This window comes from Extibacter muris, assembly GCF_004345005.1.
Taxonomy (GTDB): domain Bacteria; phylum Bacillota; class Clostridia; order Lachnospirales; family Lachnospiraceae; genus Extibacter; species Extibacter muris.
In genome coordinates this window covers 149,730-176,176 of record NZ_SMMX01000001.1, presented here as the reverse complement: position 1 = coordinate 176,176, position 26,447 = coordinate 149,730, and the positions used below count along the sequence as shown (strand labels likewise).

General features: G+C 48.0%; 30 protein-coding genes and 3 pseudogenes. 9 read left to right on the top strand and 24 right to left on the bottom strand.

The window, feature by feature from the left end; all coding sequences use genetic code 11:
- Nucleotides 1–264: 264 nt before the first annotated feature.
- The 14 genes and pseudogenes from E1963_RS00880 to E1963_RS00805 form a co-directional block, all read right to left on the bottom strand.
- Entirely contained in the window at nucleotides 265–1,008 is a 744-nt protein-coding gene (locus E1963_RS00880; protein WP_132274057.1) for an ABC transporter permease, read from the bottom strand.
- On the bottom strand, nucleotides 1,005–1,727 hold the full coding sequence (locus tag E1963_RS00875; protein ID WP_132274054.1) for an ABC transporter ATP-binding protein: 723 nt from the start codon (nucleotides 1,725–1,727) through the stop codon (nucleotides 1,005–1,007). Before E1963_RS00875 ends, E1963_RS00880 begins: the two co-directional genes overlap by 4 nt.
- Nucleotides 1,728–1,799: 72 nt before the next feature.
- Nucleotides 1,800–2,543, bottom strand: coding sequence for a MerR family transcriptional regulator (locus E1963_RS00870; protein ID WP_132274051.1), 744 nt, complete (start codon nucleotides 2,541–2,543; stop codon nucleotides 1,800–1,802).
- 103 nt (nucleotides 2,544–2,646) lie between these two features.
- Nucleotides 2,647–4,056, bottom strand: a complete 1,410-nt coding sequence (locus E1963_RS00865; protein WP_132274049.1) for a relaxase/mobilization nuclease domain-containing protein — start codon at nucleotides 4,054–4,056, stop codon at nucleotides 2,647–2,649.
- A gap of 29 nt (nucleotides 4,057–4,085) precedes the next feature.
- Nucleotides 4,086–4,484 carry a DUF3849 domain-containing protein gene (locus E1963_RS00860; RefSeq protein ID WP_243117528.1) on the bottom strand — a complete coding sequence of 133 codons (399 nt, stop codon included), beginning with the start codon at nucleotides 4,482–4,484 and terminating at the stop codon, nucleotides 4,086–4,088.
- Between the two features lie 464 nt (nucleotides 4,485–4,948).
- Nucleotides 4,949–6,672 (bottom strand): annotated as a pseudogene (locus tag E1963_RS22465) (DNA topoisomerase); the annotation flags it as partial.
- A gap of 189 nt (nucleotides 6,673–6,861) precedes the next feature.
- Nucleotides 6,862–7,044, bottom strand: coding sequence for a nucleic acid-binding protein (locus E1963_RS00840; protein WP_243117510.1), 183 nt, complete (start codon nucleotides 7,042–7,044; stop codon nucleotides 6,862–6,864).
- A 92-nt stretch (nucleotides 7,045–7,136) separates the two neighbouring features.
- Nucleotides 7,137–7,898 carry a class I SAM-dependent methyltransferase gene (locus E1963_RS00835; protein ID WP_132274043.1) on the bottom strand — a complete coding sequence of 254 codons (762 nt, stop codon included), beginning with the start codon at nucleotides 7,896–7,898 and terminating at the stop codon, nucleotides 7,137–7,139.
- A 96-nt stretch (nucleotides 7,899–7,994) separates the two neighbouring features.
- A complete protein-coding gene (locus E1963_RS00830; protein WP_132274040.1) occupies nucleotides 7,995–8,642 on the bottom strand; it encodes a flavin reductase family protein in 648 nt (215 codons plus the stop codon).
- A gap of 34 nt (nucleotides 8,643–8,676) precedes the next feature.
- The gene (locus E1963_RS00825) at nucleotides 8,677–9,225 is read right to left on the bottom strand and encodes a DUF3795 domain-containing protein (RefSeq protein ID WP_132274038.1); all 549 of its coding nucleotides are present in this window, start codon (nucleotides 9,223–9,225) and stop codon (nucleotides 8,677–8,679) included.
- A gap of 85 nt (nucleotides 9,226–9,310) precedes the next feature.
- Nucleotides 9,311–9,730 carry a pyridoxamine 5'-phosphate oxidase family protein gene (locus E1963_RS00820; RefSeq protein ID WP_132274035.1) on the bottom strand — a complete coding sequence of 140 codons (420 nt, stop codon included), beginning with the start codon at nucleotides 9,728–9,730 and terminating at the stop codon, nucleotides 9,311–9,313.
- A 52-nt stretch (nucleotides 9,731–9,782) separates the two neighbouring features.
- Entirely contained in the window at nucleotides 9,783–10,196 is a 414-nt protein-coding gene (locus tag E1963_RS00815; protein ID WP_132274032.1) for a DUF3788 domain-containing protein, read from the bottom strand.
- 105 nt (nucleotides 10,197–10,301) lie between these two features.
- Nucleotides 10,302–10,631 (bottom strand): annotated as a pseudogene (locus E1963_RS00810) (inositol monophosphatase family protein); the annotation flags it as partial.
- 70 nt (nucleotides 10,632–10,701) lie between these two features.
- Entirely contained in the window at nucleotides 10,702–11,142 is a 441-nt protein-coding gene (locus tag E1963_RS00805; protein WP_132274029.1) for an NAD(P)H-dependent oxidoreductase, read from the bottom strand.
- Nucleotides 11,143–11,304: 162 nt separating this feature from the next.
- Between E1963_RS00805 and E1963_RS00800 the strand changes: the two genes are divergently transcribed.
- From E1963_RS00800 to E1963_RS00785, 4 genes are all read left to right on the top strand, one after another.
- The gene (locus E1963_RS00800) at nucleotides 11,305–11,691 is read left to right on the top strand and encodes a BlaI/MecI/CopY family transcriptional regulator (protein WP_132274026.1); all 387 of its coding nucleotides are present in this window, start codon (nucleotides 11,305–11,307) and stop codon (nucleotides 11,689–11,691) included.
- A 1-nt stretch (nucleotide 11,692) separates the two neighbouring features.
- Nucleotides 11,693–13,486: a BlaR1 family beta-lactam sensor/signal transducer gene (locus tag E1963_RS00795; RefSeq protein WP_132274023.1), complete on the top strand. Its 1,794-nt coding sequence runs from the start codon at nucleotides 11,693–11,695 to the stop codon at nucleotides 13,484–13,486.
- Between the two features lie 23 nt (nucleotides 13,487–13,509).
- Nucleotides 13,510–13,869 (top strand): TetR/AcrR family transcriptional regulator, encoded by a 360-nt coding sequence (locus E1963_RS00790; protein WP_243117509.1) that lies wholly within the window; start codon nucleotides 13,510–13,512, stop codon nucleotides 13,867–13,869.
- Between the two features lie 79 nt (nucleotides 13,870–13,948).
- Complete coding sequence (locus tag E1963_RS00785; protein WP_132274017.1) at nucleotides 13,949–14,638, top strand: hypothetical protein; 690 nt, start codon at nucleotides 13,949–13,951, stop codon at nucleotides 14,636–14,638.
- Nucleotides 14,639–14,642: 4 nt separating this feature from the next.
- Here the strand turns inward: E1963_RS00785 and E1963_RS00780 are convergent, their stop codons facing one another.
- A complete protein-coding gene (locus tag E1963_RS00780; protein ID WP_262200761.1) occupies nucleotides 14,643–15,236 on the bottom strand; it encodes a DUF6070 family protein in 594 nt (197 codons plus the stop codon).
- 57 nt (nucleotides 15,237–15,293) lie between these two features.
- Nucleotides 15,294–17,399, bottom strand: a complete 2,106-nt coding sequence (locus E1963_RS00775; RefSeq protein ID WP_132274012.1) for a penicillin-binding transpeptidase domain-containing protein — start codon at nucleotides 17,397–17,399, stop codon at nucleotides 15,294–15,296.
- Between the two features lie 171 nt (nucleotides 17,400–17,570).
- Here E1963_RS00775 and E1963_RS21200 point away from each other — a divergent pair, with 171 nt between their 5' ends.
- Both E1963_RS21200 and E1963_RS21195 read left to right on the top strand, forming a co-directional pair.
- Complete coding sequence (locus tag E1963_RS21200; RefSeq protein WP_132274009.1) at nucleotides 17,571–18,404, top strand: GGDEF domain-containing protein; 834 nt, start codon at nucleotides 17,571–17,573, stop codon at nucleotides 18,402–18,404.
- Complete coding sequence (locus tag E1963_RS21195; protein WP_167482081.1) at nucleotides 18,377–18,652, top strand: GGDEF domain-containing protein; 276 nt, start codon at nucleotides 18,377–18,379, stop codon at nucleotides 18,650–18,652. Before E1963_RS21200 ends, E1963_RS21195 begins: the two co-directional genes overlap by 28 nt.
- A gap of 17 nt (nucleotides 18,653–18,669) precedes the next feature.
- On the opposite strand, the gene E1963_RS00760 is transcribed toward E1963_RS21195, so the two are convergent.
- The 3 genes from E1963_RS00760 to E1963_RS00750 all read right to left on the bottom strand — a co-directional run bounded on the left by E1963_RS00760 (nucleotide 18,670) and on the right by E1963_RS00750 (nucleotide 21,779).
- Nucleotides 18,670–20,034: an MATE family efflux transporter gene (locus E1963_RS00760; RefSeq protein ID WP_132274004.1), complete on the bottom strand. Its 1,365-nt coding sequence runs from the start codon at nucleotides 20,032–20,034 to the stop codon at nucleotides 18,670–18,672.
- 110 nt (nucleotides 20,035–20,144) lie between these two features.
- Entirely contained in the window at nucleotides 20,145–20,705 is a 561-nt protein-coding gene (locus E1963_RS00755) for a TetR/AcrR family transcriptional regulator (protein ID WP_132274001.1), read from the bottom strand.
- A gap of 81 nt (nucleotides 20,706–20,786) precedes the next feature.
- Nucleotides 20,787–21,779 (bottom strand): DnaJ C-terminal domain-containing protein, encoded by a 993-nt coding sequence (locus E1963_RS00750; protein ID WP_132273999.1) that lies wholly within the window; start codon nucleotides 21,777–21,779, stop codon nucleotides 20,787–20,789.
- A gap of 175 nt (nucleotides 21,780–21,954) precedes the next feature.
- On the opposite strand from E1963_RS00750, the gene E1963_RS00745 reads away from it, so the two are divergent.
- Entirely contained in the window at nucleotides 21,955–22,518 is a 564-nt protein-coding gene (locus E1963_RS00745) for a YdeI/OmpD-associated family protein (protein WP_132273996.1), read from the top strand.
- Nucleotides 22,519–22,550: 32 nt separating this feature from the next.
- Here E1963_RS00745 and E1963_RS00740 read toward each other — a convergent pair whose 3' ends face one another.
- From E1963_RS00740 to E1963_RS00730, 3 genes and pseudogenes are all read right to left on the bottom strand, one after another.
- Complete coding sequence (locus E1963_RS00740; RefSeq protein ID WP_315974340.1) at nucleotides 22,551–23,072, bottom strand: DNA-3-methyladenine glycosylase I; 522 nt, start codon at nucleotides 23,070–23,072, stop codon at nucleotides 22,551–22,553.
- A pseudogene (gene mraW / locus E1963_RS22460) lies at nucleotides 23,032–23,513 on the bottom strand (16S rRNA (cytosine(1402)-N(4))-methyltransferase); the annotation flags it as partial. The pseudogene mraW and the gene E1963_RS00740, both read right to left, overlap by 41 nt.
- A 67-nt stretch (nucleotides 23,514–23,580) precedes the next feature.
- Nucleotides 23,581–23,868 carry a hypothetical protein gene (locus E1963_RS00730; protein WP_132273994.1) on the bottom strand — a complete coding sequence of 96 codons (288 nt, stop codon included), beginning with the start codon at nucleotides 23,866–23,868 and terminating at the stop codon, nucleotides 23,581–23,583.
- A 264-nt stretch (nucleotides 23,869–24,132) separates the two neighbouring features.
- Here E1963_RS00730 and E1963_RS19530 point away from each other — a divergent pair, with 264 nt between their 5' ends.
- Nucleotides 24,133–24,303: a hypothetical protein gene (locus tag E1963_RS19530; protein ID WP_167482080.1), complete on the top strand. Its 171-nt coding sequence runs from the start codon at nucleotides 24,133–24,135 to the stop codon at nucleotides 24,301–24,303.
- A gap of 233 nt (nucleotides 24,304–24,536) precedes the next feature.
- Nucleotides 24,537–25,013, top strand: a complete 477-nt coding sequence (locus tag E1963_RS00725) for a flavodoxin (RefSeq protein WP_132273991.1) — start codon at nucleotides 24,537–24,539, stop codon at nucleotides 25,011–25,013.
- Nucleotides 25,014–25,130: 117 nt separating this feature from the next.
- On the opposite strand, the gene E1963_RS00720 is transcribed toward E1963_RS00725, so the two are convergent.
- Both E1963_RS00720 and E1963_RS00715 read right to left on the bottom strand, forming a co-directional pair.
- Entirely contained in the window at nucleotides 25,131–25,784 is a 654-nt protein-coding gene (locus tag E1963_RS00720; RefSeq protein ID WP_132273989.1) for an EFR1 family ferrodoxin, read from the bottom strand.
- A 22-nt stretch (nucleotides 25,785–25,806) separates the two neighbouring features.
- Nucleotides 25,807–26,418: a class I SAM-dependent methyltransferase gene (locus E1963_RS00715; RefSeq protein ID WP_243117508.1), complete on the bottom strand. Its 612-nt coding sequence runs from the start codon at nucleotides 26,416–26,418 to the stop codon at nucleotides 25,807–25,809.
- Between the last annotated feature and the right edge of the window lie 29 nt (nucleotides 26,419–26,447).

The window sequence follows — 26,447 nt, the reverse complement described above, 5'->3', positions numbered from 1 at the left end:
TATGGAATATTCAATATACATTATAGGCGTTTGACCGAACAATATCAATGTGTTTTTTGTGAACATTACCATATCCGTACAACTTAACAAGGTTTCTAAAACTACTGGCAAGCAATGCAATCTTCCGTAAGATTGCGTATTTTAGAGGGTTTCCCGTTGCCGAGAAACCCTCTAAAATGCTTGTTGGTGACATGTCCCCAAACCCCTGAGATCGTCCCCGACGGGGACGGCTGCGCGTTCCTTCGGAACGCTGAAAACCCAAGGTTATTCCCATTTAAAACACCTTACAGAGATACCAAAACAAACGAGTGTAACGGCACACATAACAATAACCGGAAGCAGCACATTTTCAACTGGCACTCCAAGAAATGCCGCTTTCATCAACTGAATACCTTGTGTCAACGGCAAAATACTGATTATCTTTTGCATGGTAACGGGCATAACTTCAAAGGGAAGTGTCGCTCCCGAAAAAATCAGCATGGGAAAATACAGAATACAGGCAATCACACTGGCGCTTTTCGTGTTTTTCGCAATCCCTCCAACTAACAATCCTATGCTCAAAGTCGATACCATAGTCAAAAACCAGATTCCTAAGAACAGCAGGAAAGAACCATGTATTTTTATTTTCCATAATAGTGCGGCGGCGGGAAACAGGGTAAGCATTGATACAATGCAATAGATAACATAAATCAAAAATTCCACTAAAAGTAATTTTGCCGGACTGACAGGGGTAACTTGAAAACGCTTCAAAATTTTTCGTTCCCGATATTCTGATACGACAAGAGGCAAGCCCATTAGTCCGCCCGCACAAATGGAGATACTGCATAGTGCGCCAAAGGATTGTTCTATAAAAGTGTATGCCGCTCCGTCTTCGGCGGGTTTTGTTCCGTAAATGAAGCCCAGAATAATCAAGACAATCAGCGGCATAATGACAGCAAAGATAACCATATTCATGTTTCTGATGTTTAATTTCAATTCGTTTTTCAAGAGCGTTCTAAATGATTTCATTCTTTTTCCTCCTCACCGGAAAGCATAAGATAGGCGTCCTCAAAGTTCTCACACCCACTGGCCGTCTTTGCCTGTTCAACAGTTCCATAAAAGACAGCTTTTCCTTTTTTCAAAATACAGATCTCGTCACATAGGTTTTCCACTTCATCCATGAAATGAGAAGTTAAAAAGATAGTTAATCCATTGCTTTTTAATTCAGATAATATTTTCCAAACATCACGCCGGGCTTTTGCGTCAAGCCCGGTAGTCAGTTCATCAAGGAATACCAGTTCCGGGTTCGGGATTAAGGCAAGCACGATAAATAAGCGCTGCCGCTCCCCGCCAGACAAACTTTTTACCACATTGCCAGTCTTAGCCCCTATTCCAAATTGTTCACAAAGTTTCTTCCAGTCGGCAGGCGCTTCATAAAGACAGGCGGTTTCTTCACATAGCTCTGAAACTTTAATTTCCGGCTGATAATCACCCTCCTGGAACTGAACGCCGACATTCTGAAACAGGTGGTGTCTGTCTTTTTTGGGGTTACATCCCAAGACGGATACCGTTCCGCTGTCGAAATTTTTTGTGCCTAAGATACACTCAATCGTTGTGCTTTTCCCCGCGCCGTTTGCGCCAAGAAGCCCGTAAACGGTTCCGCGTTTTACAGATAGGCTGAGTTTGTCTACTGCAGGCAGATTGCCATAAGATTTTGACAACTGCTCCACATTGATTACAGTCTGCATAATATGTCCTCCTTTTGTCTTTCGTAAAATAAGAATACCACCAATGAAAACATTGGTGGCAAAGTGTAGGGTTTAAGAAAATTGGATTTTCATATCTTGCAGCATATCCAAAATAATGGCTGCATTTTTTTCTGCCTCTGACAGCGACACGATCAGTCTGTCGCAGACAGAAATAATGTCATCTGTCTGTTTCGGCGTGTTCAATGTAGCGCGAATATCTGTATCGGGATTTTGGGATAGCTGCTGCAAAAGCCGCAAAATTGCTTCTAAGGAATAATTCGCACATCTTAATGAGCGAATGATTTTTAGCCGCTGAATGTCCTCATCCGTATAGACGCGATACCCGTTATCTTTTCTTTTTACGGTAAGCAGACCGTTCATTTCCCAATTTCGGAGAGTATCCATAGAAATATCAAGCAGTTCTGACACATCTTTTCGCTTCAACTGCCGGGAATTTTCCCTAATACTGCCGGATAAAATCTGTTTTACAATTTCAATAGCTTCTTCTGCGTTGTGGCGTTCCTGCCTGATTTGTTTCAAATAATTTTTCGTAAGCGCAATGGCTGTAACAAAATCTCCTGTTGCTGATACCATAATCATCTGTGCGATTTTCTTTCTTAACCCGTTCTGCAAGATTTCCACTTGAAAGGCAAGACGTATCAGCTTACATTGCTTTATATGAAATTCTGTAAATACGCGATAGCCATTTGGCAGCCGTTCTGGCTTTGGTATCAGTTTCAGCTTTTCATATAACCGTACTGTATTTGGGTGTATTCCGATGATTGCGGCTACTTCCGCAGTTTTATATGTTTTCACTGTTTCCCGCCTCCATTCTCTCTCAATATACCATAGGCAGAAAGTCTGGTGTTATAATGTAGGGTTCTATTTTATCATAGAAAATATATTTAGCAATATAGAATTACTGCCGGGATTTTTGCTTGTCTTTCTGCTGCTCCTGGGAAGAAGATTTGTCCAGCAGATAGTCCACATTGGCCTTGATATTGTGAAGCTCTTTCATATCAGACCTGGCCTGCTTATAGGCAGCGTAGGCTTTCCGTTTCTGTTCCAGCAGACCGGCATATTCTTCCCGGAGCGATTTGACGGAAGGCAGTTTCTTAATTCCTATGCTGTCAAAATATTTCTTCGCCGCCTGGTGCAGTAGAATATCTGTCTCATGCTCCGCACGGAATTTTTTACTGTAACCAGCCTTGTGGTATTCCACATAGACGGCCCGCGTCTTTGCATAGTTTACGATCTGTTTTTGTAATTCTCCATTGGCGGTCATCTGTGATTCCAGTTCTTTGATTTGTGCCGACAGTGCATTAAAGCTGGCAGTAGCCGCCACCGCTTTTTCCAGCAAATCTTCATAGCTCATATCCCCTTGCTCTTTCAGGTAGATCACCGCCTGGGAGAGCTGTTTTAGATTAAACACTTTCGCCCAGCGTTCATAGCCGGGGCCTTTCCCGGCGCGGATAGCCGCCTCTATATCCACCAGCAGCCCGACTTTCGGAGCCTGCTTCGGTGCAAAAGTACGGCGGGGCTTTACCGTGCGTGCGCCTTCGATTCTTTCTTTGATTGCCTGCTCGGTATAGTCTCCTTTGAGAGTATCACAGCGGGTATAATTTTTCTGTCCCGGCACACGAAAGCGAAGGTGCTTTCGTTCCTGATTGACTTCAATTCCTGCTGTCTCCAGCTTCTTCAAAAATTCAGAAAAGTCCTCTGGCCTTTCTTCCAGAGCCGCGTCAATCGCAATGCGTAGCTGCTCCTGGAAGGGAGGCTGTTTTTTATCGCCCAGCCATGTGCCGTAATGGTCTCTGCTGGGTTTTGGATTTTCTACGATAGACAATCCATGCTCCAGGCACAGCTTGTCATTCATGCGCCGGATCGCCCAGGTGGAGCCCCAGAAATTGCGAAATTTCTTCTGACAGTCCAGCGTCGTAGAGTTGATTATGATGTGATTATGGACATGGTGCTTATCCACATGGGTACACACCACGAAGGCGTGATTGCCCTTTGTCAGCTTCAGCGCAAGCTCCCGCCCGATCTGGTTCGCTTCTTCCGGCGTGACTTCTCCGGGCTTGAAGGCTTGCCGGAGGTGATAGGCGATCACGTCATCCGCGCCCCGATCCCGCCCGGTCAGGTTCAAATACTGCCGCTTGGAAAGAAGAAACTCCGCATCCGCAATCCGGGAATCACACCCATAGCCATAAATGAATTTTCCAAAATCCGTTTTCTGCGGATTTTTCACATAGTCAATGATGTCCGCAATAGCCGTAGATACATCCCGACCTTTTCCCACATGCAGCGGCATCAGCCTTGTGGTCGCCATACCATCACCCCTTCATTCATTTTTACTGATTATCGCTCCCGGCTCTTGTGCCGCTTTGGTTTCTCTGCTCTGGTCTGCTGCCCGGCATTTTTATTCAGGCTGTCACGGACAGAAGGCTTTTTCTCCTGAGACAGCGCATACTCTTTCCGCGCCTGGGTGAGAAATAAATCCAACAGTCCGGGGTGGCTGCGGTCCACCACAAAGTAAACATTCCGGTCACAGCCAAAGCCGTCCGGGTTCTCATAAACCGGAATGGTTTTCGCCCATGTTTTGTTATTGCGGGAAATGCGCCCGTCGAAGTCTTTTTGCCGGATCGTGTTGGCAAGCACATAAAACATCCGGTCATAGCCGAACTGCTCCAAGACCTGATGGACTGCCTCCGCGCCGAGACGGTTATCCCGGTAGTGATCGGCAATGGCCTGTTCGATTGACTCCTTACAGGCGATATTTGCCTTATAGGAAGCCCGGTATTGAGCCGCCTGCCGGGGATCTCATTCAGTTTTTCCACCGCTGCGTTTCGTGGCGTCTGTTCCTCATGGGCGCGGGCATCCCTGTCCGGCTGTGTTCCGTCCTTTCGGACAGCACCAGGTTCCGGCTCCTTTTCCTTTACAAAATAGTGGACATTAGCCGTCGTATGACTGTTACATTCCTTTGCGTAAGCCTCGGCTGCCTCCTGGGAAGCAAATTCAAGGGGGTTGCCGTCCTCCTTGCACCAGCTTTCCGCCCGCCCAAAGATCGAAGCGGCGCTGCGCACCGCCCATACACCGTAAGTCTTTCCTTTCTCCATAATGAATCCTCCTGTTATCGTTCCTGCTGTTTTTCCGGTTTTGGCCGGGCAGACGGTTCCTGCTGCTTCGTCTCCCGGATCTGCTTTCGGACGGACGGCCTGCGCTCCGCCGCAGCGGAGACATGTGCCGACAGCCTCACGCCGGGTTCCTTTCGCGTCGGGGAACAGACCGGCAAACCGTTCCTCCGGTGCGGTATGTTCTTTGACAAGCGCCCGGCTCATATCGGCGATTCCTTCCATAAAAGCCTCGGCACGGATCTCGCCGCGCTCCACCTGTTTGAGTCTGGATTCCCATTCCGCGGTAAGCAGCGGGGATTTGATATTATCCGGCAGGACTGTAATCAGGTTCACGCCTTTTTCAGTTGGGAGAAGCTGTTTCTTTTTCCGTTCCACAAATCCGACCGCCACCAGCTTTTCCAGCGTGGCCGCACAGGTGGCCGGAGTGCCTAAGCCTTTGCGCTCGGCATGGCCCAGGCCACCTTCTCTTGCCCCTGCCCTGCAGGGCAATTCACCTTGTCCTCCGGCGCATCCTCGGTGCCTGCGGTCTCCATAGCCGCAAGCAGCGAATCTTCCGTATAGTGCTTTGGCGGGGAGGTTTTGCCTTCCCGGATAGAAGCAGTCACAGGGGAAAAGGTCTGGTTTTCTTTCAGTTCCGGCAGCGCAGCGTCCTCACTGCCTTTTTCTTCCGGTTTCTGTTTCAGCCCCATGCGGTAGAGACGGTCGATTTCTTTCCAGCCTGCCTGCAAGACAGTCTTTCCTTTCGCCGTGAAGGGATGGCCCGCACAATCAAGGGAAGCCGTGACTGCTTCAAATTTATGCGCCTGTGCGGTGGCATAAAGCACGCGGTCAATATCCGGCTCGCCGTTGCAGCCTTTTCCAAAAGGCAGGCTGTCACGAAGCCAGAGAACCAGGGAAGCAGCGGTGGCTTGCATATCCTCGGTCAAATACTGGCTGTCGGTGCGGGGATAGGTCGCCAGTTTTTTTCATAGAGGGATTGCAGGTAATCAAGGGTCTGCTGGGCGGTATAGCCATAAATACGGTTACATTCCCGTTGCAAGGTTGTCAGGTCATAAAGGCGGGGAGGCTGTACCGTTTTTATCTGTTTCTCCACCGAACGGACCGTTGCCGTCTGCCCGTCATAGGAAACGCGGATTGCTTCGGCTTTTGCCTGTTCCTCCTGCCTTTCGCCGGAAGCGGTAAAACCGCCGAAGGTGATCTCCGGGACATAGAAGGGTACGCTGGCAAACTCCTGAATCTCTGCTTCACGCTGCACCAGAAGCGCCAGCGTCAGGGACATAACGCGCCCGACATTTAAGGTGACGCCGTACAGGACGGAAAACAGCCTCGTCGCGTAGATCCCGACCAGCCAGTCCGCACCGGCCCGGCAGACCGCGGCGTCATAGAGGCGGTCATAATCCTTACCGGGGCGCAGGTGTTCAAAGCCGTCCCGGATCGCCGCGTCCTCCATACTGGAAATCCAGAGGCGTTCTATCGGTTTCCTGCACCCGGCGTACTCATAGGCCAGACGGAAGATCAGCTCACCCTCGCGCCCGGCGTCAGTAGCGCACACCATGGAATCCTCCCGTTTGTCCTTCATCAGCCGGCACAGAAGGTCAAGCTGCTTTTTCTTATCCTTTGGCACTTTCATATTTCCAGGTCCCCGGCAGGATCGGCAGATCCGCATACCGCCATTTGGCATACTGTCCCCCGTAGGCTTCGGGCTGGGCCAATTCCAGAAGGTGTCCCACGCACCAGCTCACCAGATAACCGTTTCCCTCCAGGTACCCGTCCTTTTTCTCATTCGCACCCAATACCGTTGCCAAAGACATAGCACATGAGCGTAACGCCCGCCGCCATGCCTCCGGTAAAAGTGAATAAGTGTGTCAGTATGTTCCAAATAAGAATCGCCTCCTTTCAGGGCATAAGAAAACGCCCACCAAAAAGTGAGCGTTTCGTTAATGTGTTGTTTATTAAATTGCGTTTTGTTTGCATTCACAACTGGAATTGATAGTAATTACTTATTTTTTATCTACTATTAGTTTTTTTACTCTTTCTGGATTCTCAATATAGGTTTCAGTATATCCACACTCAGGACATACTGCACATTTAAACTTTCCTAAATTATCTTTAAAAACACCTTGTTGTGTTACTTTAATACCATAAGCACCACCTTCAACTTTAATATCTAATCCTTCTACCATTTCAACAGTACATCTTAAACATTTCCTCATTTTTTTATCTCACTTTCAAATTTTGATTTATCTTTGTATTTATTGACTTTTACAAACTGGAATTATATAACTCTACCAATATAAAAAATATATCCATAATACTGACTATACCTTGAATAAAGTTCAGTTTCATATCGGTTTTGTGCAGCATATTCAATCATTGTTTCATTACCAGCATATTTTTCTAAGAGGTTGTTAATTGCTTTCTCACGGGGGATAAAATAATTTTCTGTCCAACATTGTTCCGGCAAAGCAAAAGACGCAATAAACTGATAACCACATTTCTGCATAGTTTCTATATTATCACTGATAGAATCCCATCGGCTTCCCGCATCTGTCCAAAACTTTTGAACAACCGTCGGCTGTTCTTTTGTAAGCCAAGACGGACAGGTTACTGCGACAAAACCTCCTTTTTTGAGAAAATCATGCCAGTGCGAAAGACCCTTTTCAAAACCAATGTTATCAATCGCACCTTCCGACCAGATTAAATCTAAAGAATTCTTTTGAAATGGCAGGTTTTCCATAGAACCAGTGATGCCTGTTACCCGGCTTGCCAAATTTCCGTTTCTAGCATTTTCGTTCAATTTATCTATAAACTTAGGAAATATATCTAAACCAGTAATATTACCGGATAAATACTTCGCTAAAAGCAACGTCTGTGTTCCTGTTCCGCAGCCTAAATCTGCAATTTTTGAAAATTGATCCAATGGCTTAAGAAATTCGAGGGCCTGTTTAATTACTTCGACGCTGCCTGGCCCTTGACGTTCCAGACCAATATGTGTTTCCAATAATAAATCTAACATAGATGGGTGTGCTGTTTCCATTTTTATTTCCTCCAAAAATTCTGATATGTCTATCTTGATTTATTTAGACAAATTACTATTTGCCTTTCTATATATTACTTCACAAACCAAGATTTTTCAATCATACTTTTCAATATTTATCGTTGCAATCGCTGATTGATTAGATTCTCCTGTTTTCAAGTCTTGTGGAGCAGGAACTAACATCATAAAACCGTTCTTTCCGTATCGCCTTTCATAGCCCTGTGCATATTCTTCCTCAACAGAAATATGCTGTACCTGTCCGATAATCATAGAAGTAATACCTGCACCGCTTAAATCCTGTGTTTCTTTCAAAGTACATTCTATGTTTACAAATGCTTCCTGTATCATGGGAGCGTGTATGGTTTTGGCATTTACAAGAGAAAAATTCCCCACTGAAAATTCATCTGCTTCATAGTCGTTATTCTTAATTGTATCTAACAACTTATCGTAATAGCTTATCGGCAAAAAATTGATACAAAAGCACTTTTCTCTCTGGATATTTACATAGGTATGGGTATGCTGATAAAGGTTTCCCATAACAGCAAAGAAAGCAGTTTTATCACCATGAAAACAACTCCATGCGTGAAAACAAACATTCGGCTTTTCATTTTCTTTCCATGTGGTAATGGCAAATAAAACGGTTGGTATTCCCGCTGTTGTTTCAAAATGTGAAAATAATTCAAATTCCTCTGGATATGAGGGTTTGAAATACTGTGGAAACGCTTTCCCTATTTCTATTTTCATTAGAACACCTCCTCCGAAAATTCTAATTTAAAAATCACTTTTTCTTGATAAGTTTTAGTTTTATATTTCTTCTTTCAGCAATCTTCTGAAGCACCTCTACCACATACAAGCATTGTGCCTTAAATGGTAGTGAGGGCAATTCATCATTAGCTTGTATTTGTTTTATCGCTTCTTGTAGCTCCGAAAGTTCTAATAAATTGACAGCCACACAAAAGAATGTCTTTCTACGTCCGTCATTATAGTTAGAAAGCAGGTAAGAAAGAATTTGTGCTTTTTCCTGCTGTTCATGATTATATTGCTCAATGCCTATGTTTTTTGCTCTTTCTAAATCTGCTTTTCGCCGTTTATGCGTGATGAAAGAATCATAGTCATCAATGTGTTGATACTTTTCACATGGATACTTTTCACATTCATAGCAGTATTCTATTTTTCCATGCTCAAGACTGCACCTTGCGATTTTACACGACTGATTTCCTTCACCGCCTCCGCAACCAGGGCAGTTTTTATTCAAGAACATGGGACAAAGCCCGCAATTCAAACCGCAGAGGGAAAATAATTGATTTTGTCGGTTAAATCCTTTCATGGAACCTCCTTTAACAACCTATCTGCAAGCGATTCAGATAAGCTATGATAACACTTAACCCAGCAAAGTGGGAAAATATGACAAGTTAAAACTTATATCTTGTACCATGCGACAGCAGCAGGCCATCAGTCAATTCCACACGCAGAATGATGGTGTTTTCATCGTTAAAATCGTTGTGCCCGTTATCTATCCACTCGCAAAATACTTCTCTCAATTTCTGTGCAATCACCTTATTATCTTCTTTGCAAAACCACCCTATATTTGTCCCTTTTCCATGAGCGGTAAACCATTCCCCGCATATTCCGACATTGGGATTTTCAGCTATTTGCTTCATCTTATTTGATTGCGCGTGGGTAATAACATAAAATGCTCCGTTTTCATAGTAGGCATTTACTGTCCGTACATGAGGAATATTATCATCGATAGTGGCAAGGGCTATCAACGTATCACGCCCAAATCTTTCATCCATTATCCGTCTTGCTTTTGGCGGCAATTTTTCATCCATAAGTCTTTTCCTCCGAATTGCTGATTTGACTGTTACCCTAATCCCATAGCCGCTACTTCCTATTCGGCTTTCTTTTAATGCCTAATAATTTAATCAAATCATGAAACATTGATGTATCAGTCGGTTCAAACATTACCCATTTACCATCATGATAGGTTTGCGCTTCATCATAGATTTTTTGAACTTGTTCAGAATAATTATTTCGTTCTGCTTCAAATTTTGCTCTCTCGTCTTTTCCAAAGATAATCATGAAACCTATACAATTTTCCCTGGCATATAGCGCACAAAGTGTTTTACCGCCTCGACGGTATTTATACTCATAAGTCCATGCCTTACCGCCTTTATTCCACTGGCAATCCATTTCATATTTTTCATCAATTAAAAGGCACAGCTTGTTCCATACATCATATAAGGATTGTCCGACTAAAGCAGTCATTTCCTCTGCATTAGGTATTATATCAAGCATAATTGTTTCCCTCCATAATTCTGTATTTATCTATTCGTCCATACGATATTAGCTGTTTAAAAGTATTGAGATATTCTCACTAATTTTTGAAAAGGGAACGCACGCTCACAGTAGATGTAACAATTCTGAATGGATATATCCATTCGTTCCCACTACGCTGCCGCCTTTTCTCGGATCAAGCGGCTTTCCCGTAAAATCAGTTACTTTACCGCCGGCCTCCTGAATTAGAAGCATACCAGCAGCATAATCCCAGGGATTCAGATATATCTCAAAATAGCCTCCCTGTCTGCCACAGGCGGTATATGCCAGCTCCAGCGCGGCAGAGCCAATCCTGCGGACATCCTGGCACTGGCCGAACACCCTGCGGAACCGGGCAAAGTTTTCATCGGCCAGCTCTCTTTTTGCTGTTCCCAGTCCGATCATCGTGGTGGAAAGTATCGCTGTCCAGGAATACAGCCCTTTACCACTGCTCCGCCTCCTTTACGGCCCTCTCTACTGCCTCCCGCTATTGCCGTTCCGTGTCTATCTCCTGTATATCCATGCCTTCCGCGCAGATGTACCGGAATCCGGGGATGCCGAGCATTCCACATACTGCATGCAGATATATGCTTCCAGGTTCCTTTTCTCCCACGAAACCGCCCGCTGTCTGTATATACATAAGTTTTTCGGCGGAACAGCGTCCAACCTGCCTGGCTCCCTCGTACGCAAATGCAATCCCATTCACGCAGATGTGCTCGATATATACCTTGAGCATAGACGGAAACGACAGATCCCAGTACGGATCGCCGATAAGGATCCGGTCCGCGCCGGCAAACTGTCTCGCATAATCGAACATACGGTGGCTGAGTTCCCCCGCCTTGACAAGTCCGTCACGCCGTACGGTATCCTCTTCTGTCAGAGGTCTCATGCCTTCCTTCGTACAGCTGTCTACAAATAATACTTTCACGTTGACCTCCAATATATGTGTTCTGCTCCTATGTTACCATCTCCTGCCTGTTATTTCAAATACATATTGGAGCAGTACGGGGACGCCCGCATTCATTGACAATACCCGGCAAAAACGATATAATCTATCTATTACAATCGTAAGATTTAAGGAGGAGTTGTTATGGCACCACTGCCCCAGATATCCGAGGCCGAATATGAAGTGATGAAGATCGTATGGAAGCATTCCCCTATCAGCACGAACGAGATAACAGAACGTCTGACCGCGGATACGGACTGGAGTCCGAAGACAGTCCAGACCCTCATCAAGCGGCTCGTGAACAAGGGCGCCCTCACTTATGAGAAGCAGAGCCGGGTCTTCGTCTATACACCGCTTGTGAAAGAGCAGGAATATGTGAACGAAGAGAGCAGCTCTTTTCTGAAACGTTTCTATAACGGCGACATCACCGCGATGCTCTCTGCCTACATTGAGGATGACAGGCTGTCGGAATCGGATATCGATTCTCTGCGTTCCCTTCTTTCCAGCCGTTCCCGAAAAGGAGGGAGATGATATGGATTTCATCGTCCGCTTTCTGATATGCAATGCTTTTATTGCTGCCATCGTCGGCATCATCCTGGCAGTCCGGCATGGATTGAAAGGGCTGTTGTCAGCCCGCAGGATATACCAGCTCTGGTTCCTTCTGCTGGCCCTTCTCGCCGTACCGTTTCTGCCAGTAGACATGCCCCGGTTCGGGCAGATGCTTACATGGTTCACCACGGCGGGAACCCGTCCGGTATCCGGTGCGTCCACTGCTTATGAAGCCGCCGGTACGGTCACGCAGGACACCAGTTCTGACTGGCTCAATGATTTCAGCATCTCTGTGAGCCGGAAGGCCCCTGATGCCGCAGTAATGCTCCTGCTTGTCATATGGATCGGGGGCATGATTGCCATGCTCGTCATGCTGGCTGCATCCTTTCACCGGCTGAACGAAATCAGACGGTCTTCAACATCGCTCCAAAATGCCCATGTTCTTGCACTCTACAGCAGCTGCCTGCAGGAGGCAGGGATCGGCAGGAACATTCCGATACGTGCAACTGCGTTCTTAACATCTCCTGTCATCACAGGCTTTCTAAAGCCCTGCATCTATCTTCCGCTCCATCTCATATCGGATGGTCATCCGGACGATATCCGGTACATGCTGCTGCATGAGCTTCAGCACTACAGGCACAAGGACGCACTCGTCAACAATCTTACGAATGCCGCCAAGGTGCTGTACTGGTTCAATCCTTTCGTATGGATCGCTTTCAAAGAGATGCAGGGAGACCGGGAAGCGGCGTGTGATTCTGCCGTACTCAAGATGCTGAACAGGGCGGATTATGAAAAATATGGCCATACGCTTATCAATTATGCCGAGAAAATATCTCTCGTCCCCTTCCCCCTTGCCTCCGGCATCGGGGGGGATCCCAAGCAGCTCAGGAGAAGGGTCATGAACATCGCTTCATACCGCCCTGAATCTGCATCAAAACGGATACTGGGACTGTGTATATACTGCCTTACCGCACTGGCCCTTTTCGGAACCGCCCCTGCACTTTCGACATATGCGTCCGGCAAGGACTACTATGATTTCAATACAAAAGAAGCACAGATATCCTACCCTGACCTGTCCTCTTATTTCAGCGGATATGACGGAACCTTCGTGCTTTATGACACAGCGGCAGACTCCTGGCTCATATATGATGAGGAGAATGCGGCGCTTCGCGTATCGCCCAACTCGACCTATAAAATCTACGCCGCCCTGCTCGGTCTGGAGACCGGTATCATCACCCCCGGAATGACACGGATGGAATGGGATGGGAAGCTTCACCCCTTTGATGAATGGAATCAGGACCAGGATCTGGAATCAGCCATGCGCAACTCTGTAAACTGGTATTTCCAGTCTATCGACAGGCAGGCAGGCGCGGCGTCCGTGCATGCCTTTTTGAAGCAGATGCACTATGGGAATGAGGATAACAGCGGAGGCGCCGATTCCTACTGGATGGAATCTTCCCTTAAGATCTCAGCCATCGAGCAGGTCGAGCTTTTACGGCTTCTGTATGAATATGATCTTCCCGCAGACAAGTCAAGCATAGATGCGGTAAAGGATGCCCTTCTTCTGTCACAAGACGGTGACACGGCGCTATATGGCAAGACCGGGACCGGGCGCGTGGACGGCAGAGATGTGAACGGCTCGTTCGTCGGATGGGTGGAGCTTCCGGGCCGTACGTGTCTCTTCGCCGTCAATATCCGGGGGGATTCCGAAGCCACGGGAGCTGCCGCCTCACGGACGGCACAGTCCATACTGTCGGACATGCAGTTTCTTGACTGACACGGTATGCCTGCAGCATAGCGGTGGGGTCCCTGTACAACTACTTCCCATCCAAGGCGGAACTGCTCAGTGCCGCTGTAGAAGACGTGTGGCGCGATATCTTTCATATGGACGATTATACGGAATTCGATTCCTTCTCCGGCTGCCTGATCTGGCTGTTTGATCGCGTACAGAAAGGATGTGCCCGGTATCCGGGATTTTTCACCTTCCATTCCGTCAGCTTCGCGGCCGGGGAGAAAGAAAAAGGACGGCTCGCGATGCAGCAATATTTCGGGCACATAAAAGAGAACCTGACGCAGGTATTGAAAAATGACCGGAACGTTGCTGGAGATCGTCTCCCGCTGCATATACTGACCCGTATCCCTGTACAGCAGCGAACTTAGCGTCAGTTTAAGGGAACACACGCCTCGCAATGATGCTGTCATTGATATCTGGAAAACGACGAAAAGGAGGTGCCTGACAATGCAGGCAATTATGGAAACATCATTCGATGCAGTCTACCTTATTACAGTAATCACGCTCGGAATACTTATGATCCGCAGAAGCCGGGGGACAAAGCAGTATCTGCTCTTCGGCGTCATGGCTGTGACGCTCGGGGCCGGTGACGCGTTTCATCTCGTTCCCCGCGCCGTAGCACTTTGTACGACGGGGCTCGACCAATATACTGCCGTACTCGGCATCGGTAAATTCATCACTTCAATAACCATGACCGTATTTTATATACTGCTCTACTATGTATGGCGGCTCCGCTACCGCATAAAGGGGCATATGGCGCTGACCGCCTCTGTCTATGCGCTTGCACTTGTGCGCATCATACTCTGCCTGTTTCCGCAGAACGGCTGGACATCTGCCGATGCTCCGCTTAGCTGGGGCATCGGGCGCAACATCCCCTTCGCCCTGATGGGGCTGCTTATCATCGTCCTCTTCTACAGATCAGCAGGAGCGCATAGCGACAGCCCGTTCCGGCTGATGTGGCTGACGATAGCCTTAAGCTTCGCTTTTTATATTCCTGTCGTGCTTTTTGCCGATACCGTCCCAGCTGTAGGAATGCTGATGATTCCTAAGACATGCGCTTATGTGTGGACCGTCCTCATTGGCTATATGGACATGAACAGGCATCGGAAAGGCGCTGATACGAGGCAGCGCAGCTGACCTGCTATCCGTCCCCGTTAAGCGGTCTTACGACCACCTCATGGCGGAACGCTCTTTCCAGGCTTTTCTTGGGCCAGACCGCATTGACGGTCAGCTTGAGTGTTCCGTCTCCATTCTCTTCATATGACACCACTTCAGGAAACGGGACATCCGGTGTAGTTCCCTTGTCATACAGCCCCCGTGGCCTGTACTGATAAGTGTGCGTCTCTTCATGGTAGGTCGTCCTCTGACGGATTATCTGGCTGTCTATCTGGAAGAAATCGTGGAACACCGCTTCAAATTCCTCTTCCGGCACTTCATAGGTCCTGCCCGTAAAGGCAAATTCGTAAGGTGCTTCCTCCCCTGTCTTCATCATATACAGCTTCTCATATAGATCATACAGGTTCAGATTCCCGTAATCATCTTCATTCCAGTCGGTCGTAAACATATTGTTCTGGTGATATCCTGCCGGCAGAAGATACTTCCGGTTCAGCTCTCTGCACGAATCATCGAGCGGCTGCAGCCGTACGGCCACCCGGCCGCTGCCGGCACCGGAAAGGCTGTTGCGCTCAAAGAACAGGTAACCCTCCTCATCACAGACCCATGTCTTCCTCCTTATTCTTACAGCCGTAATATTTAAAAGCAGACCACTTCCCGGACAGAAGTGGTCTGAATCTTAATGTGTCAGGTACGCATCCAGTACATCTTTGTCCTTGCCGACAACATAGCCGCTCCCTCCGATGTCTTTCACATCTTCGACCATGCTTACGACCAGTATCGGCTTTTCGTACTCCTTATCCGGCGTCAATACCGCAAACCATCCAAGTTCCGTTCCGGCAGTATCTTCTTTTGAAACCTTGATCTCCGCCGTGCCGGTCTTTCCTGCAAGGATGATATCCTCTCTGTGGGCCGCATATCCGGTTCCGTTGGAATCATTTATGACCTTTTTCATTCCTTCCAGTACCCGGTCCGCCGTTTCCGGCGTACATGCGGCATGTATCCAGATCTCTTCCTTTGGCTCCTCCTCATACCGCAGATACGGCTTGATCATATTGCCTCCATTACAGAAGGACGTATAGATGCCCGCAAGATGCAGCGGATTGACGAGCACCTGTCCCTGACCGTATCCACTGTCGGCAAGCTGAATCTCTGTCTCAATCTTCTCCGTATTAGAATATTGTGAGACGGACATTGATATCTCAAATGGCAGTTCCTGTCCGAACCCGATTTCCTGCAGGGATTCCTGCAATTCTTCCGCCCCGATTTTCAGCGCCGCTTTTGCAAAATAGATATTATCGGAATAGATAAGCGCGTTTTCCAGCACTACCGGTGAGTATTCATGGAGCGTCGTCACGTGATAAGACCCCCATGATGCATCCTTCTGCCAGCTAAGCCCTTCATTCCCAAAGTCTTCCTGCGGGTCTATCGCCCCCGAATCCAGCCCGATTGCCGCGGTGACCGGCTTAAACGTAGAACCGGGGCTCCAAACCTGGCGGAAGCGGTTGTACAGCGGTTTCTTCTCGTCCTCATTGAGCGCCGTCCATTCCTCATCCGTCATCCCTGTTATAAAACCGTTGCTGTCATAGGAAGGCGTACTGACAAGCGCCAGCACTTCCCCGGTATACGGGTTCATGGCAGCGGAACAGCTTTTGTCTCCTGCAAACTGTTCATACAGGGCAGACTGGATATCAGCGTCCACCGTAAGCTTTATGTCCTGTCCGTCCTCTACCATAACGTTCGCAAGCACTTTCTTCAGGTTCCCGTCCCTATCCACCATATTGATGCTATATCCGTCATTTCCTTTCAATTCCTTCTCATACAGCCCTTCTATACCGCTTCTTCCGATAACGCTGTTGGATGTATATCCCTCCCCGGCATGCTCCTCGAGGTCTTCTGCCGTTACGCTCTGGACATAGCCTGTCAGATGTGCGGCGGCTTGTTTCAGGGGATATTCCCGCACTTCCACATCTGTAATCATGACGCCTGGTACGGCAAGGAGCTTTTCCTGCCTCCTGGCTTCCACAGCCGCCTCGTCATCCGGATCCACTGCCAGCAGATCCAATTCGCTCGCTTTGGCGACCGTCTTGACCGGGACAAAAGAATCTTCCTTCACCCATCGTGCATCCAGCTTTTTCTCTATCACCTCCGGCTCAAGAGCGAGCAGCTCTGCTATCTCTTCCACCGCACGTTCTCTGTCCTCCAGCTTGCCAGGTACGATTCCGACGGAAGAAGCTGTCCCCTTTCCTGCAAGGACGCGGTCGTTCCGGTCCAATATCTGCCCTCTTTCCGCCTGCGTTACAGACACCTTGATCTTGTCGTCCGCTTCGAGGCCGGGGAAGATAAGGCTGTCCTCCCAGACGAGGCGGTAGCCGTCTCCTTCTTTTACAAAAGCAGCCTCGTTATCAAAGCTGATGTTTCCGGCCACCGTATCCAATGAGGTATGGTACTTTACCATCCTCTTGTCTTTGTCATACTCCGTTACTTTGACGGCCATATCTTTCGTCCCAATCCCCTCATATATGGCGGAATTACGTGTTATGAACTCTTCTTCGCTTATATCCCCAGCCGTCTCCTTATCCAGCATCGCATACATCTTTGCATATTCCTTTTCAGGGATATGATCCATGTATTCGGCCAGAAGTTCCTGAGGCGTCACCTTTCCCCTGTCGGAGCAGAAATATATAATGGCAGAAATGGCGCCCGCTGTTAAGATTATCCCTGCAGCGGCCGATAGTATCCGTATAGGTTTACTTTTTTTGTGTGTATGGTTTCCGTACCGCATACTTCCCTCCCTGAAAGTGATATTTCAGAACTGTTATGTAACAATACCTGATTTTGTTATCTTTCTATGCTCTTTTTAAATCTTACACTTGTAGTATTTCCGTGTCAAGGTTTTTCTGCTTCCATAATATGGACGCGCTTATAATAACTGTATGAACGAAGGGGGACTTACATGAATTATCTGAAGAAGTTTTTCAAAGGTCTGCTCAAGGACATGTTTGTAAATAGGACAGACAGGCTCTGTGCGCAGCTGCGCCTGTTCTGTATTGCCGGCGCGGGCATTTCTGTCATTATGACTGTCTTAAATATGATAAAGGCAGAATACCGCCTGGGCCTCGAGACCGGCATCAGTGCAGCCGTCTGCATCGTCATCTATCTGTATACGAAGAAAACAGGCAGATATCTGGCGGGTTCCCTCTGTATGGCCTTTATACTGCTCGGCATGTTCACGCTCTATGTCGCAGGCGGACTTGTGGAAGGTTTTGCCGCGCTCTGGTTCTGCCTGTACCCGTTCATCTGCTTCTTTATCCTGCAGATGAAGCCCGCCATCCTGTTCAGCGGCATCGGCCTGTCTGTCCTCATTGCATTTTTATGGACTACGCTGCATCATATCCTCCCCCCGGTATACACGCAGAATTTCCTGCGGCGGTTTCCGTTCCTCTACATCGGGAACTTCGTATTTTCACTTGCCTCGAGCGGATTCTATGTCTATACGTATGGCAGGCTCCAGCAGCTGAACCAGCAGTTTGAATACCTTTCCAACCAGGACGGCCTCACACAATTGTCAAACCGTATATATCTGGAACAGTATAAGCAGAATCTATTGGAAAAGGGAAGTACGGAACTTCATGCATTGATGCTGGACGTGGACTACTTCAAACAATATAACGACACGTATGGGCACATGGCTGGCGATGTAGTGCTCAAGTCTGTCGCGGACGTCATCCGCAGGCTTTCCGTCGGTTTAGATCCATTGCCGTGCGTTACGGCGGAGAAGAGTTCTTAGTCGTGCTGCAGGAAGCCGGCAGGGAGGAAGTGACTGCATTTGCAGAGAAGCTGCTGCAAGAAATCCACAATCTGAAGATCCCACACGTCGCAGGAGACGGGTATGTCAGCGTCAGCATCGGAATCAGCAGCCGGCGCGTAAGCAGCGAGGAGCAGTTCATGAATCTGCTGAACGATGCTGACAAAGCGCTCTACTGTGCAAAGCAAAGCGGAAGGAACTGCCTGTCAGGCTGGCAGCCTTCAACATAGCCGCGCATTTGTCTCTTCTACTCCTTCCCTGCCCCTTTCTCTAAAAGCCCGAGCCTCCTGTCTGTCGTAACCGCAAAGCACACGGTGACGGCAGCAGCAGCCAGATCTGCAGCAGGCTGTGCCCAGATAAGCCCGTTGATGCCGATGATACGCGGCAGAATCAATATGGATGGTATGAAGAATATCCCCTGCCTGCCAAGACTTAGGATGCTGCCGATCATACTTCTTCCCACCGCAAGATACAAGGACGCATATACCATCTGCAGCCCGAATGTCATAAAGGTAACTGCATTTACAGCCAGCACTCTGCTGCCGAAAGAAATCATCCGGCTATCAGCACCGAACAGCCCTGTCACTTGTTCTGAAAATATGATGCATAAGGCGCCTGCGGCGGCACAGAACACGCCGGTCCAGATCAGGCACAGCCGGACTGCTCTTTTTACCCGCCTATACTGTCCGGCACCGTAATTATACCCGGCAAAGGGCTGGAATCCTTTCATGAATCCGAACACGACATACGATCCGACCGTAACTGCTTTGCTGACGGCGCCCATCGCTGCTACAGCGTAATCTCCATACTGTTTTGCCGCCATATTGGTAAGCCCGAGGGATATGCTGGAAAAAAGCTGGAAAGCCAGAACCGGTATTCCGATCTTGAGTATCTCGCCGTACACCTGCCTGCTCCACGTGAATTTTCTCAGCGATAACCTCAATACGCCTTTTCTTCTGGCCAGATACACGACATAAAATGCCAGATTCATGCACAGGGACAATACGGTAGCGGCGGCAGCCCCCTCGATTCCCCAATGCATCCCATATATGAATACAGGGTCCAGGATCACATTGGCAATGCTGCCGCTCAGCATGGCAGCCATCGTTATACGCGTCGCCCCCTGGGCCGTCAGGATATTATTCATAGATACGGTAAATACATTGATGATGGAACCTGCCACATATATTCTGGCGTAGGCCCTTGCATAAGGCAATATGGTTTCCGTCGCTCCAAGCGCCCTGAGCACGGCATCCAGATTGCACAGGATTCCGATTATGACGGCCGCTCCGACGACGATGCCAGATACAAGCGCCGTTGATGCCGCCTTGTCAGCCTCCTCATATTCTTCTCTCCCGAGCAGACGCGAGATATAGGAAGATGCCCCTGCGCCGAACATCATTCCTAAGCCGATAATGAGCTGTACAATGGGAAATACGACCGAGACGGCACCCATCTGGCTGATGCCGAGGCCGCCCGCGAAGTACGCGTCAATCGCATTGTAAAGGGCAGAGACGAGCATGCCTGCCATCGTAGGTATCCCAAGCTTCAGCAGCGCCTTATGCACGCTCTCCCTTCCTAATAGTTCCATTTTTGCTTTGTTCTCATCCATTGTTATAACCTCCTGGCGTAAATTTTATCTATCTGAACAGGTCTTATGGCCTGAACAACCCTATATTGAATGTATATTCAATATTGTTCAATAAAAAAAGGAACCGGCTCCTATAGACCGATTCCATACAGATACATCTTTATTAGCTTTTCCATCGTGAACAGCGCGTGTTCTTTGTTAGTGCAATGATACATCACCTGCAGCAGTCCTTCCACAAAATTATCCACGATAATGTGGATGTAAGTCTCATCGTATCTTTCCTTATGCTTCATGAGATATTTCAAATGCTGTTCGATCTCTCTGATAAATTTTTCCTTTTCATCGGAGAACTTCGTGTCAGCGCTCTTATCCATCAAGATGATAAATTCTTTCCTGTGGGCGAGAAGGTTCCGGATGCAGTCCATCTCCCTTTCGTTCAGCCGGTCAAATTTTCCGCCGTGCTGCCCTGCCCCTTCTCTAAATACAGTCTTCCAGTCGTAGCGTACCGGCCGGAGCACCTCCTCGAACAGCGCTTCCTTGCCTGCATAATAGGAATAGATAAGCCCTGTCGGGATACGTGCCTGCCGGGCAATGTCACGCATCACCGTCCCGGTAAAACCATGCATATAAAATTCTTCCAATGCCGACTGCAATATCTTGTCCCTGATATCGTCTTTTAGGACTTGTGCCATAACCGACCGCTCCTTTACTGAATCATAGTTCAATATTACACCCGGACTGAAGGTTCTGTCAACCTGCCGCCGTTACACGAGCTATGCCACGCTGTTCTTTTTCTTTCCGCGCCCACCTGATCCGCACGCCTGTTCAAACTCCTTCAGCTTCTGTCTGGCCTCCTGGCTTAAGTTCTTCGGGACTTCGATCTGTACCGTCACATACTGGTCGCCGTGGAGATCGTGGTTCTTCATGGATACGATTCCTTTGCCTTTGAGCCGTATCTTAGTCCCTGACTGCGTCCCTTCCCGAATCTTGCAGATCACATCGCCATAGAGTGTCGGCACACGCAATTCGCCGCCGAGGACGGCCGTCACAAACGGTACGGATGCTGTCGTATACACATCCTGCCCCTGCCGTTCAAACCCGTATTTCTCTCCGACCATCACTTTTAAAAGCAGATCGCCGCATCCGCCTCCGTTGACCCCCGGCATGCCCTTGCCTCTGAGCCGGATGCTCTTGCCGCTCTCTATGCCAGCCGGTATGTGGACCTGAAGAGACTGTACCGCCCCGCCGCCTTTCTCCATATCCTGTAAGCTGATGATCTTGTCACAGCCAAAGGCGGCGTCATCAAAGCTAACGGCCACTTCTGCCCGTATATCTGCACCTTTCGCCCGGAAGCCTGAACGCCCGAAGCCATTTGGACCGGAGCCGTCATAGGCGTAGCCGCCTGATCTGCCGCTGCGGAAAATGTCTCCGAACATATCACCAAAGATATCGTCCATATTGCCGTTCTCGAAATGGTACTCCCTATATGCGCCCCCGCCGTCTGCGGTACCTCCGGAGCCTGCCCCTGCCCCGCTTCCGTCGAAGGCGGCATGCCCGAACTGGTCATACAGCTTACGTTTCTTTGGATCGCTTAATATCGTATATGCTTCTGTTATCTCCTTAAATCTCTGTTCCGCCTGTGCGTCACCGGCATTCGTGTCAGGATGGCACTTCTTCGCCAGCTTCCTATATGCTTTCTTTATCGCAGCATCTTCTGCTTTCTTATCAATTCCAAGAATATCATAATAATCTTTTTTTACTGCCATTGTCATCACCTCACTGCCGCATCTGCAGCTATTACATCTGTTATATATGTAATATAACACTTATTTCCCATCAAGTCAATCGAATTTTAAGAAGATTCTGCTTTCTCTTACGTCAGGCGGCATGGTATAATTAGCAGACTACTATTTCACTTCTTGCAATATAGGAGGAGGTATCATGAACGAACCACTACATTTTAAAACCCGAGAGGAGTTCAGATGCTGGCTTAGGGATAACTGCACGTCAAGCGAAGGGGTCTGGCTGCTGTTTGGAAAGACGAGGGAACTGGTTACGGTAAAAGCCGGCGAAGCACTGGAAGAGGCGCTCTGGTTCGGCTGGATCGACGGACAGATGAAACGCGTTGACGGCGTATCCTATGTCAAATATTTTTCTGCACGCAGAATCGGCAGCAAATGGTCTCCCAAGAATAAGGCGTTAGCGGAAGACTTGATTCAGCGTGGATTGATGACCGACTATGGCCGGGCGAAAATAGAAGAGGCAAAGAAAAACGGCAGATGGGACAAGCCGGCCGGCCCTGCTGCTGTCACGGAGGTACAGATAGCAATGGTGGCCGGACTGCTGAAAGAGTATGGACAGGCATATTCTAATTTCCAGGGAATGTCCCCGTCTGTTCAGAAGACTTATACGAGAGCATACCTGGATGCCAGAACCGAGGCAGGACGCTCCAGACGCCTTGCGTGGATGGCGGGACGCCTGGAGAAGAATTTAAAACCGATGTGATATCCTTAAGCCCCGGCCTTACGCGCTTTCTATCAAATGTCCGGAAGGCGCTCTGCTGTGTCCTGATACCGGAAGCACTCTTTCACATGGTCATTGATGATGCCGCACGCCTGTAGATGGGAGTATACGGTGACGGAGCCGAGATACTTGAATCCCCGCTTCTTCAGGTCTCTGCTGACTTCATCAGAAAGGCCGTTTCTTGCCGGCAGTATTCCGCTTTCATGTCCCTCATAGAAGAGGGTCTTCCCGTCCGAAAACCTCCAAAGGTACGCGCTGAAAGAGCCGAACTCTTCCCGCACCTTCTGAAAGCAGCGGGCGTTGTGGATTGCCGCCTCGATTTTACGCATGGACCTAATCATCCCTTCGGTCTGCATGATCCTTTCGATATCTTCCTCACCATATAGGGCAACTTTTATGTAATCGAATCCGTCAAAACAGTCACGGAAGATTTCCCTTTTCTGTATCATCATATTCCAGTTCAGTCCGCACTGCATCACTTCCATCATCAGAAATTCAAACTGCCCACCGCATCTTCGTCGAGCGGGCGCGTCCATTCTGCCTGCACTCCTCATGGGACGGCCGTATGACTTCACGCGATATCTCTTTGTATGCTCCGCATCTTTCCATTTCCTTGAACGACTTCTTTACCAGACGGTCTTCACCCGAATGGAATGTCAGTATTGCCACCCGGCCCCCCCTCCCCTTTTGATCTTCCTCGTGACTGCTCCCGCTATCTCAGCGCTGTAAGGCTCATCGGAATTCTCCGTCAGCATCCCCTCCAGCTCTTCCTGCGTTATCTCCCTGAGCCTCTGGGCGGCGCTTTGCCCCTTCTGAGGATTCATGCGCAAGTCCAGCGGTCCTTCTGCCTTAAACGTGAACCCCCGGTCCGGATTGTCAATCTGCATAGATGAGACGCCCAGGTCCGCAAGCACGAAGTCAAATAACCCGGCCTCCCGGGACAGCTCGTCGATATCGGCAAAGTTCTGCTGCCGTATATGGTCACTGTCCCTATATCTTATCATATATCGCATCGGTTTGCCAAATGTAAAGGTAACGGCGTGTCTACTCCTTGGTCAAGTCAAACTGTTTTAAAATCTCATATGCGTCGATCATACCTGCCATATAGGCATTCACGCGGTAATCATACTCCGTTTCATCTTTCCTGGAGACCAAGGTCTCCACCGCAGATCTCTGCTCTTCTGTCAAGCCCAGCTCCTTCACCGCTTCGAGGGCTTCTTTCTCCTCTTCAAGCCTGTTCTGGAATCCTCTGTCATTCTCCAGCAATTCGTCCAATGTCCGGTTCTTCATACTGTCAGCAGCCAGTTTGACCAGTTCTTTAATATTACTCATATGACTCTCCTCTGGTAAAATTTATTGTTCTTTATACTACTATCGTGCCCTGTGATAGCATTCTTATCCTGAGACTTTTTCTATGTTCACATTATATTATGCCGTCATATTGACGTCAACATAATTCAACCGTCTTTCGGACTATATGATGCCTGCATCATAGTATTTTATTTTACATTTTACGCCGTCACCTAGACGTCAGTTCGGAATATTGCCGTCAATTAGACGGTATAATAACCACAAATTCTTTTTGGAGGTTCTATTATGCCATCTGATATTGTAAAATTTACGGTCAGGACAGACGCCCAGCTGCTTAAGATGTTCCGTTATGTCGCGGAATATAATGCGCGTTCTGCCAACCGGGAATTAGAAGTCTTGATGAAAAAGCATGTCGCAGAGTTCGAGAATAAGCATGGGAAGATAGAGTTTGAATAGACGAGGGAGATTACCGTAATGTATGGCAGTCTCCTTTTGCCTGATATACGGTACCTTTCGCCCTAATGGGTTTTGCCCGGTGGTTCATTTCTGCCTGGCAAAACCTTTTTTGTTCAATCTTTTACGGCAATTTTCAAAATACCTATTGACTTGAAGTGAACTTCAAGTTGTATATTCAACTTGTAGACGGCGGATATAACCGCAACTATCGTTTCAATATAAGGAGGATTCTTATGAGCAAATCATTAGTGGCGTACTTTAGCGCAAGTGGTGTAACAAAAAGACTGGCAGAAAGGCTGGCAGATGAGATTGGAGCAGATATATTTGAAATTCAGGCAGAGACGCCTTACACAGATGCAGATCTTGACTGGCAGGACAGAGACAGCAGAAGTTCCATCGAAATGAATGACCGAAGCTGCCGTCCGGCAATCCGTACTAAAATAACAGATATGGAACAGTACGATGTCGTATTCGTCGGATTTCCAATCTGGTGGTACAGAGAACCGTCTATTATCGACACTTTCATGGAATCCTGTGATTTCAGCGGTAAGACCGTTATCCCTTTCGCAACATCCGGCGGAAGCGGCATGGGCAGTTCCGGCAGAAACATGGCTGCTCTTGCATCCGGTGCCAAGGTATTAGACGGCAAGTGCTTTCCAGTAAACGTATCCGGCAGGGAGCTAGCGGACTGGGCGGCTAAATGGCTGTAACTATCAGGAAAAGACGGGCGGAAATCAAATGAAGGGACGGACATAAAAGACCGCTCTGGCCATAGGATTGTGCAGAATATTGCAAAGGATGAAACAATGTATTCATATCTGGCGTATTCACAGATATTTCTCTATCGAGCATTGTTCATACAGCTTCTTGCCGAACAGCGTAATTGCCTGCTTCGGACAATAATTGACGCATCGGTAGCACATGGTGCACCTTCCCTGCTGACGGGCTTTTCCCGACTGTAGCGATATATTCTCCATAGGGCAGGCGGATACGCATATTCCGCACCCGATGCATTTCTCTCTGTCAATATGCAGCTTATCTGAATACTTCTTTGTCTTGTTATAAAAGTACAGCCTCTGGCCGAATAAGCCTGCCATATGATACCAAAAGCCAAGCCCTTCCCTCACAGGCGTGCCCTGCTTTAGACTTTCTGCCGCTTCCTTTATTTTATTCTCTGCTCCTTTTACAAGCAGGTGGTTTTGTTCCTTCGTCCTTTTCAGCGCCTTTTCATCCCCGATGCAATCAGGCATTTTCAGATGAAGTCCGCCGATAATACTAGCTCCGCATTTTGCAAGCAGCCTCGCAGAACACCCCGCTCCATCCCCACTGATTAATCCCATGGTCGCAATAATGAATATCTTCTTTCCTGAAAATACGGATTGGTTGCCGTGTATGAAATCGTATACTATTTTCGGCAGTTTGCTAAAATATACCGGATACGCAAATACGATTTCTTCCCGGCCTCCAGAATTTTTTACCACTTTAAGTCTGGTAAAACGACATTCATTTTCTTGCTGTGAAAAATAGCACTGTACCTGTTAAGTAGGATTCCATATCAGTAAAACCAGCCGATTCAAAAAATAATCGGAGTTCTTTTTGGTTATACACTCTTACATCGCCCGTTTTTGAAAAAGGAAACACCACCATATTGGCAAGCCACCGTACTACTGGTGAAAAATATGGTTCGGCAATAAATACTCTTCCGTCCTTCTTCAATACCCGCATACATTCATCGGCAAATGCCTGTGGCGACTCAAAATGATGGAAGGCACAGGACACCGTTATGACATCCATGCTCCCGTTTTCAAAACTAAGAGGTGTGCAGGGACTCACCGCAAAGGTACAATCCGGGTGTCTTTCTCTGGCTGCTGCGATCATATTTTCAGAAATGTCTACACCAAAAGCATTGACTCTCGCCTTTTTGGAAAGTTCTCCAAGCAGGTTGCCGTTACCGCAGGCAACATCCAGGATATTATCCCCTTCCCTGAGCACAGCCTTCTTAATAATCTCCTCTTTATGAGATCTTGTATACTTTCCCTCCGGGGCAGAATCATAATCCCACGCCATCTCATCGTATACTCTTTGAGACTGTTCCGTCTTTTTCCCCACATCCATTCCTCCGAAATTTTATTTTCTAGTGAGTC

Bases quoted from the DNA above. Each gene is read 5' to 3' on its own strand.
- E1963_RS00880 (WP_132274057.1), bottom strand. From the start codon at position 1,008: ATGAAATCATTTAGAACGCTCTTGAAAAACGAATTGAAATTAAACATC.
- E1963_RS00875 (WP_132274054.1), bottom strand. From the start codon at position 1,727: ATGCAGACTGTAATCAATGTGGAGCAGTTGTCAAAATCTTATGGCAAT.
- E1963_RS00865 (WP_132274049.1), bottom strand. From the start codon at position 4,056: ATGGCGACCACAAGGCTGATGCCGCTGCATGTGGGAAAAGGTCGGGAT.
- E1963_RS00840 (WP_243117510.1), bottom strand. From the start codon at position 7,044: ATGGTAGAAGGATTAGATATTAAAGTTGAAGGTGGTGCTTATGGTATT.
- E1963_RS00835 (WP_132274043.1), bottom strand. From the start codon at position 7,898: ATGGAAACAGCACACCCATCTATGTTAGATTTATTATTGGAAACACAT.
- E1963_RS00830 (WP_132274040.1), bottom strand. From the start codon at position 8,642: ATGAAAATAGAAATAGGGAAAGCGTTTCCACAGTATTTCAAACCCTCA.
- E1963_RS00825 (WP_132274038.1), bottom strand. From the start codon at position 9,225: ATGAAAGGATTTAACCGACAAAATCAATTATTTTCCCTCTGCGGTTTG.
- E1963_RS00820 (WP_132274035.1), bottom strand. From the start codon at position 9,730: ATGGATGAAAAATTGCCGCCAAAAGCAAGACGGATAATGGATGAAAGA.
- E1963_RS00815 (WP_132274032.1), bottom strand. From the start codon at position 10,196: ATGCTTGATATAATACCTAATGCAGAGGAAATGACTGCTTTAGTCGGA.
- E1963_RS00800 (WP_132274026.1), top strand. From the start codon at position 11,305: ATGGCACCACTGCCCCAGATATCCGAGGCCGAATATGAAGTGATGAAG.
- E1963_RS00795 (WP_132274023.1), top strand. From the start codon at position 11,693: ATGGATTTCATCGTCCGCTTTCTGATATGCAATGCTTTTATTGCTGCC.
- E1963_RS00785 (WP_132274017.1), top strand. From the start codon at position 13,949: ATGCAGGCAATTATGGAAACATCATTCGATGCAGTCTACCTTATTACA.
- E1963_RS00775 (WP_132274012.1), bottom strand. From the start codon at position 17,399: ATGCGGTACGGAAACCATACACACAAAAAAAGTAAACCTATACGGATA.
- E1963_RS21200 (WP_132274009.1), top strand. From the start codon at position 17,571: ATGAATTATCTGAAGAAGTTTTTCAAAGGTCTGCTCAAGGACATGTTT.
- E1963_RS00760 (WP_132274004.1), bottom strand. From the start codon at position 20,034: ATGGATGAGAACAAAGCAAAAATGGAACTATTAGGAAGGGAGAGCGTG.
- E1963_RS00755 (WP_132274001.1), bottom strand. From the start codon at position 20,705: ATGGCACAAGTCCTAAAAGACGATATCAGGGACAAGATATTGCAGTCG.
- E1963_RS00750 (WP_132273999.1), bottom strand. From the start codon at position 21,779: ATGGCAGTAAAAAAAGATTATTATGATATTCTTGGAATTGATAAGAAA.
- E1963_RS00745 (WP_132273996.1), top strand. From the start codon at position 21,955: ATGAACGAACCACTACATTTTAAAACCCGAGAGGAGTTCAGATGCTGG.
- E1963_RS00740 (WP_315974340.1), bottom strand. From the start codon at position 23,072: ATGGACGCGCCCGCTCGACGAAGATGCGGTGGGCAGTTTGAATTTCTG.
- E1963_RS00730 (WP_132273994.1), bottom strand. From the start codon at position 23,868: ATGAGTAATATTAAAGAACTGGTCAAACTGGCTGCTGACAGTATGAAG.
- E1963_RS19530 (WP_167482080.1), top strand. From the start codon at position 24,133: ATGCCATCTGATATTGTAAAATTTACGGTCAGGACAGACGCCCAGCTG.
- E1963_RS00725 (WP_132273991.1), top strand. From the start codon at position 24,537: ATGAGCAAATCATTAGTGGCGTACTTTAGCGCAAGTGGTGTAACAAAA.
- E1963_RS00715 (WP_243117508.1), bottom strand. From the start codon at position 26,418: ATGGATGTGGGGAAAAAGACGGAACAGTCTCAAAGAGTATACGATGAG.